The organism is Nocardioides sp. NPDC000445 (assembly GCF_040300245.1).
GTDB lineage: Bacteria > Actinomycetota > Actinomycetes > Propionibacteriales > Nocardioidaceae > Nocardioides.
In genome coordinates this window covers 206,636-225,094 of the sequence record NZ_JBEPDH010000005.1, presented here as the reverse complement: position 1 = coordinate 225,094, position 18,459 = coordinate 206,636, and the positions used below count along the sequence as shown (strand labels likewise).

Sequence of the window (18,459 nt, the reverse complement as noted above, 5' to 3'; positions counted from 1 at the left end):
CCCCACCTGAGGAGCATGATGATCTGCTGTCCTACGTCGCGTGGACAGTCAACATCACATTATGGGCCAATCGCTCGTACATAGGGCCGGTTCCGAACCTTCTGGACATGCGCGAGCACTCCTTTATCTTGCAGGGCGTCGAGGAGTGGGCGGTTCGACTCGGGGAGTTCGACCTCCGTGACGCCGAGATCGTTGTACGGGGCAGGCATGGCCTCGAGGACGTTTCGGAGTTCGGCGGCGTCGAGACGTTCGACCTCGTTGGAGAGCAGGGCCGCGAATCGCGGTGCGGACCGTTGCCCGCTGGCAAGGGCAAGCAATGACTCAAGTCCCATGGAACCAGGCAGCCCGCGCGCCTCCTCAATCGCCCGCTCGATTGTCGCCTCGCCGGCAGCCCGAAGGACGTCGGCACGGTTGAGGACCTTCGTGATTGCGGCCCGGTTTCCGCCGTCGAGAACGGCGAGCGCGTCCGCATCGCTGAGAGGGCAATCCTCGATGAAGTCGGCAAGCTTGTTCGAAGCCGCGATGAAGCGCCGACGCACGTCCACCTGATCGGCAGGGATCGCCTCGAACACTTCACCGGAGTCGGCAGTCACAGCAGCAGTCGTCAACTCAGGCAGCAGCGTGATCGCCGCAGCTGATAGGTCACCCACTGGAATGTGGGCCTCTAGGTCGAGTGCCTCGACAATGCTCACGCGCTTACCGGGGTCAAGGCGGTCCATAGCAAGGACGGCGAGAGCCACGCGCTGCCGTGCGTCCTGACCATCGTCGTCGCTGAGGATGAGAGCGTCCCCGCCGGAAAGGAGGTGCGGCCAGTCTCCGAAGTCGACGTACTCGCCAAGATACGCGGCCAGGTTTGCCACAGATGGCCGGCACCGTCCCGACGCGACCAGTGCCGGCCAGGTGATGTCGGGAACGTCGTTGAGTTCGTCGACGCGAACTCCGTCGGGAGCTCGCTCGACGAGGAGCCGAGCATCGTCGTCGTCGAGCTCTGCGAAGCCCGGGCAGTCTGCGAGCCGCGCGATGATCTCGTTGTAGCGCGTACTGTCGGCGATCACCCGCGCGCTGGGGTTGTCCTTGAGGATGTTGACGTAGTCGGACAGGTGCGAGAGCACGTGATCGACGACGAGATCGCCATGCCCGGCCGCGAGCAGCTCGTCGAGCGCTGGGATCTTGCCTTCGGCGTCGGCGGCCATTGCGAGCAGGTTGTCCGAGTTCACGCGGTAGAGCCCGGCAGCGATGACAGCTGACCGGACGGCCGGGGCGAAGGTCGCGATGTTGGGCAGCGACGCGCGCAGGCATGACGTCACATGGATGAGCACGGCGACATCGACCGCGCCGATCTCGGTGAAGGCAGACGTGTTGGATGCATGCCGCTCAAGTCTCTCTGCGGCTCGTGCGTGAAGGTAGTCGACGTCGGTGACGGAGCCACAGAGAGCGGCATCGAGCCATGCCCGCTCTGTCTCGAGGTCGGCCTCGGTCCGCGTTGCCAAGAAGTAGAAGATCATCGTCCACTTGCCAGCGAGCTCGTGCAGGAATCGGGGCTGGTGGCTGCCTCTCGACAGGTACGTGTCGATGAACGCTACATCGTTGTCAGATCCACGGGCGAGAGCGGTCATGAGGCCGTCGAGATGGTCGGAATCGTCCACGAGGAGCAGGTCGACGATGTCTAGGTTGTACCCGCGCCGGTCACGCAAGAAGGCGTCACCGGCGGACTCGATCAGCGCAGGCAGGTCTGATGCGATCTGGGGGAGCTTGAACCTGGGGTCGAAGCCGAACCTTTCGATGACGGTCATCTCGAATTCGGCCGCGGCCGGACTCATCGTGAGGGCAGGGTAATCGGCGACATAGAACCCGAAGTGGGCGTCCAGGAATCCAGCTCTGAGCAACTCCACGGTGAGGGGCGATGGGACGAGCTCGGCGACCTCCTCGGCGAAGTTGGTGTCTTGGCTATCGAGCGTGAGGTCGGTGCGAAGAAAGAGATTTGCGATCTGCGCCGAGAGAACGGCGCGGTGGTCACGTTCAAGATCGCGGATCTCATCCTCAACGTCGGGGCGCAGGGTCTCGGCTACTGTCGTTTGAGGAAGCTCCCGGCCGAAGGCTCGCTCGATCGCCGGCCGTGGAAACGGAGGGGTCGATCGACCGGGGATCTGAAGGCTGATCTGGCTGTTGCCGTGCCCGGCACTCTCCCAGAACTCAGGCTGGTCGAGGCGATCGATCGTGTACGGCGTGCCAGCGACCAGCAGCACAGGTGGGTTGCGAGGGTTCGGGCTGACGCCGTGGCTTGCGAGGATGTCTTCGACCGTGTGGCGCAATCGGGCCGCGGCTGCTGCCAGATGCTCCTCGACGGAGTTGCTCTGCCCTGGGCTCATCCGCAGTTCAGTGATGCGGCGCTCCATCCCCGCGGCCGTGTCGTTGACTGTCCGCCGATATAGGTCCCGAACCTTGTCGAGGATGCTCTGCCCGCTCGTGATGCTCTCGAAGTCGCCTGGGTAGAGGTTCTTGTGAACGACCATCGCGAAGAGGTTGTCGGTCCTGAGGTTGCGCAGACCGCTTTCGTCGAGGACAACCGACTTGAATACCTCGAGTTCGTTGCAGATGTTGACGATGAGTCGCATGTCGGTGACGTACTTGGCGACGATGCCGATGGCGCGTGAGCTGACCTCTGAGCCGAGCCGGCGGCTGAAGTGATCGCGTGAGGTGCGGTGGGTGATGAACGGAACCAGCGGAACGACGGCGTCGAAGAACTTGGTTCGGTCCGCGGCCGGCGAACCGGGACCGCCGGGGGTCGCGTCCGAACTGCTGGTGTTGTTGATCTCGAAGATGCTGTCCCTGGTGGCATAGATGAACCTGATCGGTCCGAGCTTCTCGTTCTTGAGCTGGTCGGCGCCGTTGAGCAGGTTGTTGAGTTCACGCAGCGTCTCGAAGATGTGTGGATCGTTGAATCGGTCGATGTCTTCGAAGATCACGACCCGGCAGCGGCTGACGTCGAAGAAGTACATGAGCTCATCGAGGTACTCGTCGAAGTACGACTTGGACGTGTCCAACGACAACGTTGCCGGACCAGCCGTCAACTGCTGGAGACTCACCCGTCCGCTCAAACGCCACAGGACAACGAAAACCAGCAGTGCTGCCGCAGCGGCTGCCAGCAGGCCACGCACTGTCGGGCCTGCCTTCGGCAAGACCGTGACGACCCCGAAGGCCACGACGGCAGCCACGGCTGCCCAACCCGCCGCGCGGCCAGGCGAGAATGCCTCTGTCCGTCTAAACCGCGAGCCCGGCACCGCGATCGGTCGCTTCCGGTAGACGAGCTGCTTGACGATCTCGTTCTGGATCAGGCTCGTGATGGCCGGGATGCCGGAGTTGGTATCCGCCGACTGTGCATCCCCACCGACTCGCGCTCGGGCCGCGTCAGCATCGATCGTCGACAACGACAGCGTGATCGGCCGCAGCTTTGTGGTTTCGAGTGCCTTGGTCAGCCCATCGAGGACACTGCTCTTGCCCGTGCTGTACTGTCCGGCGACCGCGATATTCCGGGCATGTTTGCCGTGGATGAGAGCCTTCAACCTATCGACGTACAGCTGATGCTTCGACTCCTCAAATTCAGGGGTCAGCAAAGCCATCTCGGACCCAGCCTGACCGGCGCGGCTGGAGTCAGTCGGTTCATCGTCTGCCACATCGGAATGCTAGGCGCCAGCACCGACAACGTCAGCCGAACGACGGGGTCGCGACGCGGTAGGCACGGTTGCGCCAAGGGGTGTTTGCCAATCGTCCTGCCGGACATCAGCTCGGTCGCGATACATAGTGGGGCACCCCGTCGCCAGCCACGGGTTCCGGAACCTGGCTGACCCACTACATCGCCCGAAGGTGCCAACTCGAGCCCTGAAGTTTCAGCCCGTGGCTACACCCGCGGCATGCGAGAAGACCATGCCGGCCGCAGTAGGTCGAGGCGGGATGCTCAGATGCGGTCGACGGCCCTAGGATGAAGCCGTTTCGGCCACCTGCGCTGATTCTGTGGCGCCGGTGGCATCTAGTTCGGATCTCGCTGCGGCGTTTGGGGTCCATGACCGTCATCATCGATGCCGATCGACTCGCGGGCGTCGGGTGGTGGGTTACTGCAGGCTCTCGATCCATTCATTCATGTCCGTGCGCACCACGTTGCCGGTGTACACCGTTCCAAGCCCTGATACGAAGCGCGACCTGAGCAGGCCCTGGTTGTGGTCGTTGAGGTTGCATTGGAAGTCATCGCCGACGAAGAACGGGTCGTTCCATCCCCGGCCAGCCTCGTGCGCGAGGTGAGCTGCACGGTTGACCACGTCTCCCATGTAGACGACGTCGTTGATCCCGCTGCCGCTGAACCCTGCCTTGATCATCAGGACTCGCCCGTAGTCGATGCCGATGCCAATTTCGAGCGGATCGATGTCCTTCTTCGCGTAGTGGTGGTTGAGCAGTTTCAGGAGCGTGTTCGCCTGGGAGGCAACCCCGAACACGTCGTCGATTTCGGTCTTCTGTGTGGTCTTGTACACGGCCCAGACGCAGTCGCCGACGATGTTCACCTCTCTTACGTTGGGGTCGGAGTTGAGCACCGCCACCATCTCCGAGATGAATGCCCGATAGATCTTCGCCAGGGTGGGGCGCTTGTGTTTGTCGGTGAGTCCCGAGGAGTCTCGGATGTCGATGAAGACCGCTGAGCAGTTGCCGTAGAAGCCATTGGTGTAGGTAAGTCTGTCGCGATCAGGCAGACCGTTGACGTCTTCGAAGACTCCGGCCGGCTGGTTCAGGATGTCCTTGATGCGGTCGGAGCTTCTGGTGTAGTTGTATGCCTTGTAGTTGCCGTCCATGTCGCTCCCTATAGGTTGGCTGTTCCGGTGACGATCGCGAGCGCGGCGACTGTGGCGCCTGCGGCGAGCACTGTGCGAATGGCCCACTTCGCGTACTCGGCCTTCACCGTCGCGATCCTGGCGTTGGCGTGGATCTGATCCGCGAGGTCTCTGGTCAGCTCAACCGGGTCGGCGGTCAGCGTGTGGAGCACGTCTGCGAACTCTTGGCGCCTGCCCTTGAAGTTCCTCGAGATGCTCGCGAAGAACAGTCTGTTGATTGCGTCGCGGGCTGCGTCCTTGTCGTTGACCCGGGGCGTCAGCGTCCAGCCACAGAGCCCGCCCGTCAGCAGAAGCAACGCGCTCGCGACGACCACGAGCACATCGAAGGCCAGCGATCGAGCCTCTGAGCCCTTCGCCAGGTTGAAGGTCATGGTGCCGAGCACGCCGGCGAATGCGAGTGTCACACCTGCCTTGGCATCGGAGTGGCGTATCCATTCATTGACCAGGGCCAGCGCCCTCCACGCATGATCCGCGTCCGGCGTAGCGGCGGTCGCGTCCGGCTGCTCAATGGCCCCATGTGAACACTTGCAACGCGCGTAGAGCCATCGAGACATGCAGGGAGAGTATTGACGCGAGCCGGATCCTCGCCTCGGGCTCGTAGGAAGATAACTCAATCTGAGGGCTGGCCCGCCTAACCCCGTCGACGCTTCACAGTTCGTGCTATGACTCCGGCCGACGATGCCGGGGCGTATGTCCCTCACAGCGACAGACAGCCGACAGACAGCTTGGTCATATGCGCCATACCTGCGACGGGGCCGATGGCACCAACGGCGACCTCCGGCATAAACCTGTCGCGACCACCGGCAAGAGCGGCAGGACGGACGCTGTTCTCGCGATGCATGTCGGCGGCGGTCAGTAGGGTGTCCGGCATGAGGAGACTTCTCGGGCGAGTTTCTGCTGAGACAGCGCACGGCATCGCGCTGGGTGAGGAGCACAGCCGTGTCTGAGATCGTGACGTTCGGCCAGTACAAAGGGCAGCCTATCGAGGTGCTGCTGGCGGACAGAAACTATTGCGAGTGGCTGTTGAGCCGGCACAGATTCGCTGAACGGGAGTCGGTGCTGTACCAGACCATCATTAACTACGGCGGGCCACCGCAAGACAGCCCCGAGCACAACCAGATGCAGGCCAAGTTCCTCGACAAGGACTACTGCCTCGCGCTGGCCAAGCTGCTCGACAAAGAGAACGACTACCTCACTCCGACCGCCTCGAACGTGGAGTGGGAGTGGTTGGAGCGTTGGCGTGCTGAGTTCCCCGACCTTATCCAGGAGACCCACGAGCCGGCCGGAGCAGCAGGGATCAAGTTCGAAGATGGCGGCTGGGACGTCACCTTCAACACCTACCTGCCGCAGGTCAGCGTCACCATGCTTGATGTACCGCCTTGCGAATGTGGCCCCTGCGTACACGAATGCGTTGAACCGTCACGGTGCCGCGGCGACGACGCAGTGAGTGCTGCCCCACCCACATGGGATCTCGCGGCACCGGCCTGGGGCGATATGGAGGAGAAGGGCACCGAGGCCGAGCCTCCCCAGACGACGACGTGCGCCCATGAACCCTGCAAACGTCGTGACCCGGGGATGATAGGCCGCGCACACCACACCGACTGCCGCTGGCATGGCGACGACTTCTACCGCTCTGCGAACTGGAGACCGGCAAAGGCACCGCATCGCCCCATGGAGTGGTGGCAGACCGGCGGCATCCACACCTACCGCACCGAGAAGACACCATGGTTCGCGGTCGAATTGAAGCCTGACCTGGGCGACGACTTTCCCTCGATCCTGCGGCAGGTGAAGCGGCACAAGTGCGATACCTTCGGCACCTCCCGCGACATCAGGCGCGTGGTCGTGGCTCGCCGTGCCGACTTTGCTCACGTCACTTGGGCCCAAGTCAAGGAGATGTTCGCAGCCGAAGACATCCTCGTCGTGCGCGAACACGAGATCGACTCACACCAACCATCACTGCCAGAGGCCAACACCATCGCCCTGCCCGGATCAGAGTCCACGGCAGAAGGGACCACCACACGTCCACGCCTTGCGAAGGTGACACGTACCAGCGCCACCATCGTCAACGACACCGGCGCCGAGATCGTTCTCAGCCCTGAAATGGCCCAGGACCTGGCTGCCGACCTGCTCCACTGGGCAGGACCGATCAAGAAGTAGCCCAAGACCGAGTACTGGAGACGGCCAGCAGGTGGGTGAACTCGATCGATCAAGTAAGCATGTCGCCTCCCACTGTTTTGGACTATGGACTTGAGTCGTTTGGGCTACGTATCGAGGGTGATGACGGTCGCATAGTTCTCGTTTTCTTCGAAGGTGCACAACCTGCGCCAGTTTGCCTTCTGAAGGATTTCGTCGAGCTGTTCCTGCTCGAACAGCAGGTAGTCGAACCAGTCTGATACGCGGTCCTGATACCGGCTTCGCAACCGCAGCTGGCCAGGCAACCGCCCGCGGGCGATATTCGATTCGTGGTACCGAAGGTGCACCGGATTCGTTGTTGCAGTCGGTCGCGTGGAAGTCCCGACGATGATTGCGTCGGGACGTGCGGCGGATGCGATGGCATCGAGAACGGCCTGGCCATGAGTTGGTGACTCAAGTAGGCCCAAGTTGTTGCCGAAGAGCAGGTAGGTGTCGAACTCGGCAAGGTTCGCGTAGCGCTCCAGGTTTCCATGGACCGTCTGCTGCACACCTCGTTTTCTGCACACGTTGATCGCGCCCAGCGATGAGTCCAGCGCGACGACGTCGTGCCCACGCCTCTGGAGCTCAAGCGCGGCACGGCCGCCGCCGGCACCGATGTCCAACACTCTGCCGCGGCACTGGTCCAAGGCCCACCGGTCGACAGCGCTCCACTCCGATACGGGGTCGAAATACCGCGCGGCGGAGAGCCTGTTGAGGAAACCGTCATCCCTCTCGACGATCTCCAGCACCGAGCGGTCCTCGAACGCCGCAGTGAGCATGGCCCCGAACACGTCATCCAAGACAGGTCAGTCCGTCCGAGTCCGAGCGCCGAGTTCGCCTTCGAGCGCCTCGAGCACCTTTGTTCGGATGCTTCGGATTCGTTCTGCGGTGAGCGTGGTGTCGATGGGTTGCAGGACGACCTGCAAGGTCAGTGAGCGGTGCCCCTCTGGGATCCAGTCGGCGCCTCGGTATTCCCCGCCGTATCGAACTTCGCGAACCAGGTCGTCGACGGCGGTCGTTACTCGGACCACCTGCTCCCAGGTGACGTCGTCGGCAGCGAGGACGGACAGGTCGAAGCCGGTCGCTGGGAGTTCCGGCACCGCCTTGTACTGGTTCTCCCGTGAGGGGTGCGCCTCTAGGACCCCGAGGTCGATCTCGGCGTAGGCCACCTGTGTGTTCCCGATGCCTGCATGTCTGCGCAGGCGTGGGGTGAGCAGGGCGAGGGTCCCGGCCGCCTGGTCACCGGCGTGGATCTCGAGCTGTGCCGACGGGTCGGCCCAGGTTGCGTCGGTTTCAGTATCGAAGGTGAGGTCGACGATGTGGCAGTGGCGACGCACGGTCTCGATGATGCCCTTGAGCCTGCGGAACAGCTCGACCCCGTCAGCTCCGGCGAGCACCACGCCGAGCCGCTGCCTTTGTTCGGGCATGGCCTCGTACTCGCCCTGGTAGGGCTCCCAGCGTGTGGCGCTGAAGACGGTGCCGACCTCGAAGATCTCGACGCTGGTCTGGTAGCGCAGGTTGGAGGCGAGTGCCTCGAGGAGGTTGGGTAGCAAGGATGGGCGCAGCGAGTCCCGGTCGGGAGCCGTCGCGCCATCGAACAGCACCGTCTTGCTCTTGTCGTACCCGGTGGCGGCCAGAAGATGATCTGTGGCCCAGGGGTAGGTGATGACCTCCTGCAACCCGGCGCGAAGGGCGAGCTGTTCGCGTATCTCGCGGTCGAGGCCGCGCCGGTGCAGCGACCTGACCGGCTTGAGTACCACCGACATCTCGGCGATCGCGAGCCGGTCGTAGCCGTAGATCCGGGCGACTTCCTCGACGATGTCGTGTCGCATCGACACGTCCCCGGTGGAACGCCAGGTCGGGACGGTGATGTGGAATCGGTCGCCGTCTTGGTCGGTGCCGAAGCCGAGCGCACGCAAGGTGGTGTGGACGGTGTCATCGCCCAGGTCCTCGCCGATCCGGTCAATCATGAACGCTCGGTCGATGTCAACGGTTGCTTGGCTGGTCGGCTCGACGCTGATGTCCTGGATCCCGGCGACCTCGACACCAGGAGCGACCTGCGGGAGGAGCTGCAGGAACAGGCCGAGGGCCTGGTCGACGCGTTGGGTGTCAAGCCCCTTCTCGTATCGGGCCGAGGCATCGGTACGCATCCCGAGTCGCTGGCTGGCTCGGCGGACTGGTTGGGGGCGGAACGTTGCGGCTTCCAGTACGAAGCGGCGGCTGCCCTGACTGAGGGCGCTGCCATCACCGCCCATGACGCCGGCTGCCGCGACGACGTCATGGGCGTCGCGGATGACCGGGAACCCGGTGTCGATCTTGACCGATTCCGTGTTCAGCAGCGTCAGCTCACCTGGCTCCGTGGCGGTTGCCGCGGTGAGTGGGAGGGTGACCTTGTCCGCGTCGTAGACATGGGTGGGCTGCCCGGTCGTGAACATCACGTAGTTCGACAGGTCCACCAACGGATGGACCAAGCCCTCCCCGATCCGAATCAGCCGTTCGCGGATCCAATCGGGAGTCTGATCGGTCTCCGTCGTGAAAGTCGCGGCGGCGAACCGGGTGCACACCTCCGGGTCCGGCGACCCGACCAGGCCATCGGTGGGAGTCGGGTAGGTCGCCGCGGCGAGCGGGCGCAGTGGTCGCCCGTAGATCGCGGCGAGCTCGCGCGCGATGCCGTAGTGGCCCCACAGGTCGGGGCGGTTGGTGAGTGACTTGTTGTCGATCTCGAGGATCGTGTCACCCTCGACAGCAGTGACTTCCTCGACCTCGACGGTCTTGAGGGTGAGCTGGTGGGCGAGTTCGGTCACGTCGACCTCGGCGGGGACGTCGACGTAGTCGGAGAGCCACTCGAGTGAGATCTTCATCGTCGCGTGTCCTCTCAGGCGAACTGGCGCAGGTAGCGGAGGTCGGCCGAGTGCATGAGCCGGACGTCATCGATGCCGTAACGCATCATGACGAGCCGGTCGAGGCCGACGTTGACGTAGAACCCGGTCCACCGGTCCGGGTCGAGACCGCCGGCGCGGAGCACGTTGGGGTGGGGGACGCCGCCGGGCATAATCTCCAGCCAGCCGACCTGGTGGCAGGTGCGGCAACCGGCACCGCCGCAGACCTGGCACTGCATGTCAATCTCGAAGCCGGGCTCGACGAAGGGGAAGAACCCGGTCCGCATCCTGGTGGTCACGGGGTGCCCGAAGGTGGTGTCCAAGATCGTGTCGACCAGCGCCTTCCCGGCGGTGATCGAGACCTTCTCATCGACCAGCAGCACCTCGTACTGGAAGAAGGCACGCTCGTGCCGCGCATCCGTGGTCTCGTTGCGATAAACCCGACCGGGATAGACGAACCGAAACGGTGGCTCGTGCTCACGCATGTACCTGACACTCGCGCCCGTCAGATGTGGGCGCAGCGCAAGCCTCTCCCCCGCCGTACGACCGTCCATCCCGGCGAGCCAGAAGGTGTCCATGCTCTCGCGGGCGGGGTGCTCGGGCGGGAAGTTGAGGTTGTCGAACTCATACAACTCCGAGCTGATCTCTGGTCCAGTGAACCGGTCGAAGTTGAGCGCGGCGAAGGCGTCATCGAGGTCGTACATGAGCTGGATGGTCGGGTGAAGCCCACCGGCGCCGGCGGGCAGCCCCGGCAGGGCGACATCCAATGGAGTCGACAGCGCCGGCTCGGCATCTAACAGTGCCTGCTCTCGCTCATCGATCGCAGCAGTGAGGCTCTGCTGAGCCTCGTGAAGAGCAGCGCCCACAGTCCGGCGGTCTTCGGCCGCAAGACTGCCGAGGCCCCGGCGCATAGCGGGAAGAGACCCGGACTTGCCCAGGAACTCACGGCGGGCGGTATCGAGCTCGGCCACTGTCGTCGCGGACGTGATCAGTTGGTGGGCGGTCTCGCGGGTCTGAGAGATCTGTTGGAGCAATGTCGTGCTCATCGTCGTGTTCTCGAATCCGGGGAGCGCACTCCCCTGGTCTGTGTCGCCGGCCAACGGGTGACAGAGATGGCCGAAGCGAGCTGTGGGCGTTCAGAAACCCCCGAGACCGTCGGAGGACACGGCCACGCAGCGAGGAGAACCCTCAGATCAGCGCACGCAGCAGCCCCGACAGCCCGGGGCTGATAAATCGGAGTGCGCGGCAAGACATGGCTGCATGGTGTCATGTCCGGAGGATGGGTCGCAACAGGCACACCGTAACGGCCAGTGAGATGCAAGCGGTTCATGATCGACACAGGTCCTCCAGCGACCGAGCGAACGCGGGGAGGATCGTCTCGAGGTCGTGGGTAGTTCGGAAGTAGTCCAGTGCGTTGGCTGAGTGGCGCCGCCAGGTCGCGTTGTCGAGCATCTGGTCGAGCTGTTCGGCGAGCGTCGCCGGGTTCCCGTCGGCGCAGGCACCGAAGCCGCCTGTCTCCAGGACACGGTCGGGGTCGACTTCCAGCGACAAGACCGGTGTCGCTACGCGAGCCGCCTGGACGAAGGTGTTCGGGAAACCCTCCACGGTTGAGGTGTTGACGATGACGCGCGCGTTCCGGAAGAGATCGTCGGTGGCTGCGAAGGGGACGAAGCCCAGGAACTCCACGTTAGGCATCAGGTCTGCACGTGCCGCGACTGAGACGTACAGGTCGTGGGCGCCCTCGTAGGGCGCGCACGCCATCATAAAGGGAACATCGGGGCGGGCCTCGGCGAGGTCGAGGAACGCCATCGGGCGCTTCCAGTCCACGCAGCGACCAACCCAGAGAACGTGCTCCCGCTCATCAGGGCTGGAGACAGGAGCCGCTGGATAGACGGTCCGTTGCACGGCACTGCTCGTGTGGTGATGCCGTTGGAGTTGGTCTTGCTGGAACTGCGATTGGGCGTAGACGAGGTCGGCGCGGTGTAGGCCGGCGACGTAGTAGGTCCCGGCGAGGTACTGGCTGCCGCCTCGGTGGTGGTGGTCGCAGTCCCAGTCGTGAGCGGCCATGAATACGAACCGGCGGCGTGCAACCCTGCAGTGGAGCGCGACGTCGCCAGTCTGGACCGCGCCGCCGCGTTGTAGGTAGATGTCGGCATCAGCCGTGCGCATCGCAGACAGGTACCGGAGCGAGGGAATCGGGATCCGGTCCCGGAGCCGGGCCAGGGCTGGAGGCTCCGGGCGGACCGGGATCATCTTCACTCCCTCGACCACCTGCTGATGGCGGAGGTTCGCGCTCTCGACGATCATCGAGACCGAGAATTTCTCGAGGGCGGCGAGCGCGGTGGCCAGGTAGTAGAGCTGCACTTCGGCACCGCCGAAGACGCGCGACGCGCGGGTGGCGGGGTCGAAGAGCTCGTACCCGAATGGGTTAAGGAAGCACACCCGAGTTGGCCGCATGGTCATGAGACCCCCTCAGAATCGGTATCGAGCACGCCGGCGAGGATGTCCGCACATCGTTGCGGCCGGTAGTGCGCCCACGCGTACGTCGAGCAGAGGCGGCCGATCTTGGCTCGGAGGCTGGGGTCGGCAAGTACGGCGAGCCGGGCGCCAACCTCCTCAGGGCCACATGTCAGCCACTCGAGCCCGAGCTCGGCGAGTACGTCGAGGTAGGCCGGACTGGGCGAGACGAGGCACGGGATGCCGAGGGACATGGCCATGATCAGTCGGTTGTTGTCCTTCAGAGGTGCCTCGTTATCGCCGTGGGCCAGGATGAAGACGTCCGCGGCAAGCAGGTCAGCGACGAAGGTGGCAACGTTGAAGGGAACCACCCGGTGTCCTGGCAGTTCTTGGCCGGCGTCGGCGGGTCCGATGAGATAGGTGTCGTGGTGGGCTGCTGCGGCGCTCATGTAGTCGAGCGTGTTCCGCAGGCTCACCAAGTTGCCGAATGAGGCGACCGTGGTGACGTCGCCGCGTCGTCGGTGGGGGCTCTGTCTAGCGGGGTCGCCGGCGAGGTCGATCATGCAAGGCAGGACGACCGGTTCGGTGCGCGTGAGGCCACGTAGTGCTTCGGCGCGTCCCGGGCTGTCGACGGTGACGCTGGTGGCGAGTTGGCACATCGTGGCTTCGTCCATGCTGGGCCAGGTGCCGAAGTCGTCGTCGATGTCGTAGATAACGGGTACGCCAGCGGCTGCGGCTCGCTTGGCGAACTCGAGGACTTCGGCGCGCGCGTCCTTTTGGATGTAGATCACATCGAAGCCGCTGGGATCGTGCGCTTCCAGGTCGGCGTCCTCGCGGGGTGTGAGGATGGTGGGCTCGAACCGAGCGGGCAGTTCGGGAATGATGTCGTGCAGGCGCAGCCGGGAGGAGGCGGTCTCACGGCCGGCTATCGGGATCGCGAGCAGCCGGACGGGCGTAGGCGTGTGGTTCAACGGTCACCAGCCCTTCCGGATGGTCTCGACGATGTGCTCCCGGTCAGTCTCGGAGACCCACCAGCCAACAGGGATTGACACCATCCGGTCCGCCACCGAGTCCAAGCCTGGTAGCGGGGCGCGGGAGTCGGCCACGACGCTGTAGAGATCGTTGCGGCGGTGCACCGGGCTGGTTGCGATTCCGGCCCCGGCCATGTGGGTCTCGAAGTCGGACCTGCGCTCGACGAGCACGGTGTAGAGCCAGCACGCGGACCGTCCACCTACGGGAGTTGTGAGGGTCTCCAGCCCGGTGACGCCCTTCAGTTCGCGGTCGTAGAACGCAGCATTGTCCTGGTGGCGGGCGATGCGGGTGTCGACGTCGGTCAGGTTGGCCAGGCCGATGGTGGCGCAGATGTCGTTCATGTGGAACTTGAACCCGTACTCGCCGATATCGCTGGCAAGCCTGGTGGCCTCGGGGAGGCGTCGGTCGATGCCGTACCAGCGGAGCAGGCGGGCTCGTTCGGTGAGTTCGGCGTTCGGGAACACGATGGCGCCGCCGTCGCCGGTGGTGAGGTGCTTGATCGCCTGGAAGCTGTAGACGGCGATGTTGCCGTGGGTCCCGAGTGGCCTTCCGGCGTAGGTGGCGCCCAAGGCGTGGGCACAGTCTTCGATGACCGTGGGCCGGACGCCGTGCCTGGCTTCGGCCTCATCCAGGATGGTGCTGAGGCGGTCGAGGTCGAGCGGGGAGCCTGCCCAGTGGACCACGACGATCGCTCGGGTCGATGGAGTGATCTTCGCGGCGAGGTCGTCGAGGTCGATGTTGAGGGTGGTTGGGTCGATGTCGACCCATCGAACGCGTAGACCGTTGGCGAGGATCGGCCAGTTGGTCGCCGCACAGGTCATGGCGGTGGTGAGGACCTCCCCGACGCCTTCAGGCTCGTCTTCCTGCGTTGGTCTGCCGGGGCCGGCTGTCATGTGCAAGGCCAGGTGGAGGCCGGAGGTGGCAGAGTTCACGGTAACGACGTGTGGGGTACTCAGCCGCTGACGGAGGTGGTCCTCGAACTCGGCGACGACGGGTCCCTCGCCGACCCAGCCGCTCGCGACGACGTCGCCAACCATGCTGCGGGCCTTCTCCGCCATGGCGACCTTGAACAGAGGAATCACGGGTTGCTCCTTGTTCACGCTCATCAGATGTTCCCCAGTCCTGCTTGGGCGCTGGCTTGGATCGCTGCAACGGTCCGCGGCGGCCGCGAGGTGGCTTTTCGCCGTCGGTCGGTTGCGGCCGGGCTCACGCCGTTCTCGCGTTTGATCGCATCGGCGAAGAGCAGGTAGCGGTTGTGGGTCAGTGACATGTCGATCGCGGCCGGGTAGTACTCGTTGTAGAAGACCTCGGCTAGTTCCTCGGGGCGGATGGTTTCGCCCTCGATCTCGAAGGTCAGGTCCATCGGGTGGTCGAGGTCGCTGACGACGATCCCGAACTTGGCGGCCTCCCGGTATAGGTCGGAGTTGGCTGAGATCCGGTAGCGCCCCACCGAGACGGCGTCGACGACTCCGCGTATCGAGCGGAGATCGGTGATGTCGGCGCGTACGTCCTCGGGGGTCTGGGAGGGGAGGCCGGAGATGAGCCAGATCCAGGATCGGATTCCGGAGCGGTACGTGTCGCGCAGGGTGGTGAAGATGTCGTTTCGGCGGATTCCCTTGCGAACGGTGTTCAGGGCCTTCTGCTGGAACGACTCCACCCCGAACAGGATGAGCCGACACCCGTTGCGGTAGCTGCGGCTGAGAGCCTGATAGTCGACCTCCTTCGCGATCTTGGAGTAGTTCGACCATCGGTAGACGCCGGTGAGGCCGCGGGTCTCGATCTCGTCGTTGAGGTCGCTCATCCAGGTCGGTTCGATGGCCTCGTCCACGAACTGCAGGTGGGTGATGCCGAACTGATTGCGTAGGTGCTCCATGTGGTCGACGACCTGGACCGAGCTCTTGGGTCGGTAGTGCAGCCGGTAGCCCTCCTCGTGGTCGCAGAAGGTGCATATCCCCCAGTGGCATCCGCGGGAGCCCTGGTAGGGGACTATCGGCCATGGCATGAGGTAGCCGTCGTGGACGTCGAACCCGTCGTAGTCGTACTGGGCGAGGGTGGCCACCTGCTCGTACCGCTTAGCTGGGAGCAGGGTCCTGGTCAGCGGCTGGGCGATGAGACCTCCGATGAAGTCCTCCGAGCGTGGGTCACGCGCGAGACGAATGGCCGTGCGCCAGTCGGCGCATCCAGCCTCACGGGCCGCCCGCCCGCGCCGCGCGAGCGCCAAGATGGCGCTCTCGCCCTCCCCCAGGCACAGGAAGTCAGGAAGGGTCCGCCACCAGGACTCGCCGCGCCCTGCTAGCTCGCGGGATCTGCGGATGTCCGAGCCGCCCCACACGACCAGCTTCTGGTAGCCGGCTTCGCGAAGCCAGTGAGTGCAGGCGATCGTGGCCGCCAGCTGCTGCTCCCCCAGGATCGAGAATCCGACGACGACGGGGTCCTCCGCTTCGATCATCTTCATGACTCGTGCCAGGAAGAGGTCGCGCAGCGGGCGCCATGCCTGGCCGTCGAGGACGGTCGGGTCGACCAGGGCGCGGGCGATGTCGGCGTCCTGGTTGACGAAGTAGCCGTAGTGGATGATCGCGTCGAGGACGTTGAGGCGACCGAGATCCCAGGTGGCGATCGCTTGTCGGTGGCGGGGCATCTGGAGCACGTCAGGGTCGATGCCGTGGTGGCCGAGCAGGTCGTCACGATGACCCTGGTCACCGAGCACGACCTTGTGCTCGTGCGGCACCTTCTCGTGGTAGGCGTCCGGGTTCTGGAAGTCGGCCAGTGCGTCATCGGTCATCTGGCCGTAGCGGTCGGCGAAGAACAGCGCGTTCAGGTCGATCTGGGTGGCGCGTACGCCGTTGGTACGCAGGTGGCCGGTCAGGGCTGCCGTCGACGCCGGCGGTCCGTAGGGGTCCCAGTAGGGAGGGTGGATGAGAAGCACCTCAGAGGTCATGGCTTGCTCCAGTCGCTGAGAGTTCGGGCGAGGACCCGACGTTGGGCCTCCGGTCTGAGTCGTCGCCGGCGAGTGGGCCGAGCGCTGCGACGGCTTGGCGGCGTACGAGTCCGGGAATGTTGGTGTGTGGGCGAATGCCCGTTGTCTGCGTCAGGCGGGTCGGGTCGGCAAGCGTGGCGGCGGGGTCGTCATGGTGCGCGGGTCTGACCTCGACCTGGGCCACCCTTCCCAGAGCGGTCTCGACTGCGGCGAGCATGTCGCGCAGCGTGTGCGGCGTCCCCGTGCCGACGTTCACGACACCTTGGACGCGGTTATCTGCCAAGGCGAGCAGAGATATGCACACGTCCCGGACGTCTGTGATGTCACGGGTGCGTTCCAGGCTTCCGTACACGTGGACCGGTTGCTCCGCTGCGACCGCTTTGACCCACCTGGAAAGTGCCATATCGGGACGCTGGCCCTCGCCGGCCACCGTGAACAGGCGGGCCGCGACCACGGCACCTCCAGCGGCGGCACGGGCAGCGCACAGGCGTTCGGCCAAGACCTTGCTCTCGGCGTACCCGCCACGAGGGCGCGGCGGCTGGTCCTCTGAGCAGGGGGTTCCGTCCGAGCCGCCATAGACGGACGAGGACGACGTGACCACGATCGGGGTGTCTGGTGGCGTGCTCTCGAGGACGCGGCGGGTGGCGATCACGTTGTCCCGATGCCGCCGGCCGGCGACGTCCGGGCCGCGCTCACGTACCCCCGGGAAGCCTGCCAGGTGCAGGATCGCTTCGGCCTCGCCGAGGGCCTTCTCGACCCCGTCACTGGGCATGCTGAGATCCGCTCGCAGGTATTTCACGCCCGTTAGTGACGTCGGCTCGCGCCGGTCGATGGCGACGATGTCCCGGCCGGCTGTCTCGCGCAGGTACCGCACCAGGTTCGCCCCAATGAATCCGGCTGCACCGGTGACCACGATGGTCATCGCCGTCCTCCAGGGATGTCTTCGGCGGCCGTGGCGTTGCCCGTGGGGTTCCGGGTTTCAGCCATGGCGGGCCTCGAAGTCGGTCAGGAACGCGCCCAAGGCGTGAGCGCCGGCTTCTGGCATGCCGAGATAAAGGCTGGCCCGAATCCCGCCAACGGCGGAGTGGCCGCGCAGGTCGGCGAGACCTTCTTCCTCGGCCTCTTTCAGGAAGATCTCGGTCAGGTTGGCGTCCGACAGCGTGAAGACTACGTTGGTCCAGGCGCGCGAGGTGGAGTCCACCGGTGCGGTGAACATGGCCGAGGCGTCGATCGTCGAATAGAGGGCCTCGGCCCGTCGCCGGCTCCGTTCGATCATCGCGGGCTGGCCGCCCTGGTCGCGGACCCAGTCGAGGACCAGGCCCGTGACATACCAGGCGAAGACCGGAGGGGTGGTGAACCGACTGGAGGTGCGCTGGTGCACCGCGTAGTCGAAGGTCGTTGGGGTGAATGGTGCGGCGTGACCGATCAGGTCCCGGCGGACGATGACCACCGTCATGCCCACCACTCCTAGGTTCTTCTGAGTCGAGGCGTACACAACGCCGTGGGAGCCGATGTCGAGCGGTGTGGCCAGCAGGGCGGCCGTCGCGTCGGCAACCAGGGGCACGTCGCCGGTCTCGGGCGTGTAGTCGAACTGCACACCGTGCGCGGTCTCGACGGGTGTGTAGTGGACGTAGTGCGCGGTGGTGTCCAAGGCGAGCTCACGTTGTGCTGGCACGGAGCGGAACTCGGTCCCGGCGGTGGAGGCCGCCACGTTCACCTGCCCGTAGCGGCGCGCTTCCTGTACAGCTTTGCCTGACCAGAGGCCGGTGTGGAGGTAGTCGGCCCGCCCGCCATCGCCCAGCATGTTCATCGGGACCATCGCGAACTGGTTCGAGGCGCCGCCGTGCAGAAACAGAACCGCGTAGTCGTCGGGGACGGTGAGGATCTCGCGAAGGTCGGTCTCGACCTTGGCGAAGGTGTCCAGCAAGCGCGGGTTCCACTGGGATACCTCGAGGATCGAGGTGCGCCCCCCGTCCCAGCCGGCGAAGTCCTCGCGGATCCGCTCTCGTACCGGCGAAGGAAGCGCGGCTGGCCCCGCACTGAAGGAGAATCTAAGGTCGGCCAT

The 18,459-nt window shown here is 64.8% G+C and carries 14 protein-coding genes; 1 reads left to right on the top strand and 13 read right to left on the bottom strand.

The annotated features are described in order from the left end of the window. Positions 1-59: 59 nt before the first annotated feature. The 4 genes from ABT304_RS08985 to ABT304_RS08970 form a co-directional block, all read right to left on the bottom strand. Positions 60-3,674, bottom strand: coding sequence for a YobI family P-loop NTPase (locus ABT304_RS08985; RefSeq protein ID WP_350714561.1), 3,615 nt, complete (start codon positions 3,672-3,674; stop codon positions 60-62). A gap of 435 nt (positions 3,675-4,109) precedes the next feature. Then, positions 4,110-4,838, bottom strand: a complete 729-nt coding sequence (locus tag ABT304_RS08980; RefSeq protein WP_350714559.1) for an adenylate/guanylate cyclase domain-containing protein — start codon at positions 4,836-4,838, stop codon at positions 4,110-4,112. An 8-nt stretch (positions 4,839-4,846) separates the two neighbouring features. Continuing rightward, positions 4,847-5,431 (bottom strand): Pycsar system effector family protein, encoded by a 585-nt coding sequence (locus ABT304_RS08975; protein ID WP_350714557.1) that lies wholly within the window; start codon positions 5,429-5,431, stop codon positions 4,847-4,849. A gap of 143 nt (positions 5,432-5,574) precedes the next feature. Then, a complete protein-coding gene (locus tag ABT304_RS08970) occupies positions 5,575-5,748 on the bottom strand; it encodes a hypothetical protein (RefSeq protein ID WP_350714555.1) in 174 nt (57 codons plus the stop codon). 68 nt (positions 5,749-5,816) lie between these two features. Between ABT304_RS08970 and ABT304_RS08965 the strand changes: the two genes are divergently transcribed. Then, positions 5,817-7,034: a hypothetical protein gene (locus tag ABT304_RS08965; protein WP_350714553.1), complete on the top strand. Its 1,218-nt coding sequence runs from the start codon at positions 5,817-5,819 to the stop codon at positions 7,032-7,034. 104 nt (positions 7,035-7,138) lie between these two features. Here the strand turns inward: ABT304_RS08965 and ABT304_RS08960 are convergent, their stop codons facing one another. The 9 genes from ABT304_RS08960 to serC form a co-directional block, all read right to left on the bottom strand. Then, positions 7,139-7,840: a class I SAM-dependent methyltransferase gene (locus ABT304_RS08960; RefSeq protein WP_350714681.1), complete on the bottom strand. Its 702-nt coding sequence runs from the start codon at positions 7,838-7,840 to the stop codon at positions 7,139-7,141. A 15-nt stretch (positions 7,841-7,855) separates the two neighbouring features. Then, a complete protein-coding gene (locus tag ABT304_RS08955) occupies positions 7,856-9,910 on the bottom strand; it encodes a phenylalanine--tRNA ligase subunit beta (protein ID WP_350714551.1) in 2,055 nt (684 codons plus the stop codon). A gap of 14 nt (positions 9,911-9,924) precedes the next feature. Continuing rightward, positions 9,925-10,974, bottom strand: a complete 1,050-nt coding sequence (locus ABT304_RS08950) for a phenylalanine--tRNA ligase subunit alpha (RefSeq protein WP_350714549.1) — start codon at positions 10,972-10,974, stop codon at positions 9,925-9,927. A gap of 280 nt (positions 10,975-11,254) precedes the next feature. Beyond that, on the bottom strand, positions 11,255-12,391 hold the full coding sequence (locus tag ABT304_RS08945) for a glycosyltransferase family 4 protein (protein WP_350714547.1): 1,137 nt from the start codon (positions 12,389-12,391) through the stop codon (positions 11,255-11,257). After that, positions 12,388-13,356 carry a glycosyltransferase gene (locus ABT304_RS08940; protein ID WP_350714545.1) on the bottom strand — a complete coding sequence of 323 codons (969 nt, stop codon included), beginning with the start codon at positions 13,354-13,356 and terminating at the stop codon, positions 12,388-12,390. The genes ABT304_RS08945 and ABT304_RS08940 overlap by 4 nt, the downstream gene beginning before the upstream one ends. Before the next feature lie 3 nt (positions 13,357-13,359). Continuing rightward, positions 13,360-14,499: a DegT/DnrJ/EryC1/StrS family aminotransferase gene (locus ABT304_RS08935; RefSeq protein WP_350714543.1), complete on the bottom strand. Its 1,140-nt coding sequence runs from the start codon at positions 14,497-14,499 to the stop codon at positions 13,360-13,362. Between the two features lie 23 nt (positions 14,500-14,522). After that, entirely contained in the window at positions 14,523-16,355 is a 1,833-nt protein-coding gene (locus tag ABT304_RS08930; RefSeq protein WP_350714541.1) for a B12-binding domain-containing radical SAM protein, read from the bottom strand. Then, on the bottom strand, positions 16,345-17,316 hold the full coding sequence (locus ABT304_RS08925) for an NAD-dependent epimerase/dehydratase family protein (RefSeq protein WP_350714540.1): 972 nt from the start codon (positions 17,314-17,316) through the stop codon (positions 16,345-16,347). The genes ABT304_RS08930 and ABT304_RS08925 overlap by 11 nt, the downstream gene beginning before the upstream one ends. Positions 17,317-17,373: 57 nt before the next feature. Further along, positions 17,374-18,459: a 3-phosphoserine/phosphohydroxythreonine transaminase gene (gene serC, locus ABT304_RS08920; protein ID WP_350714538.1), complete on the bottom strand. Its 1,086-nt coding sequence runs from the start codon at positions 18,457-18,459 to the stop codon at positions 17,374-17,376.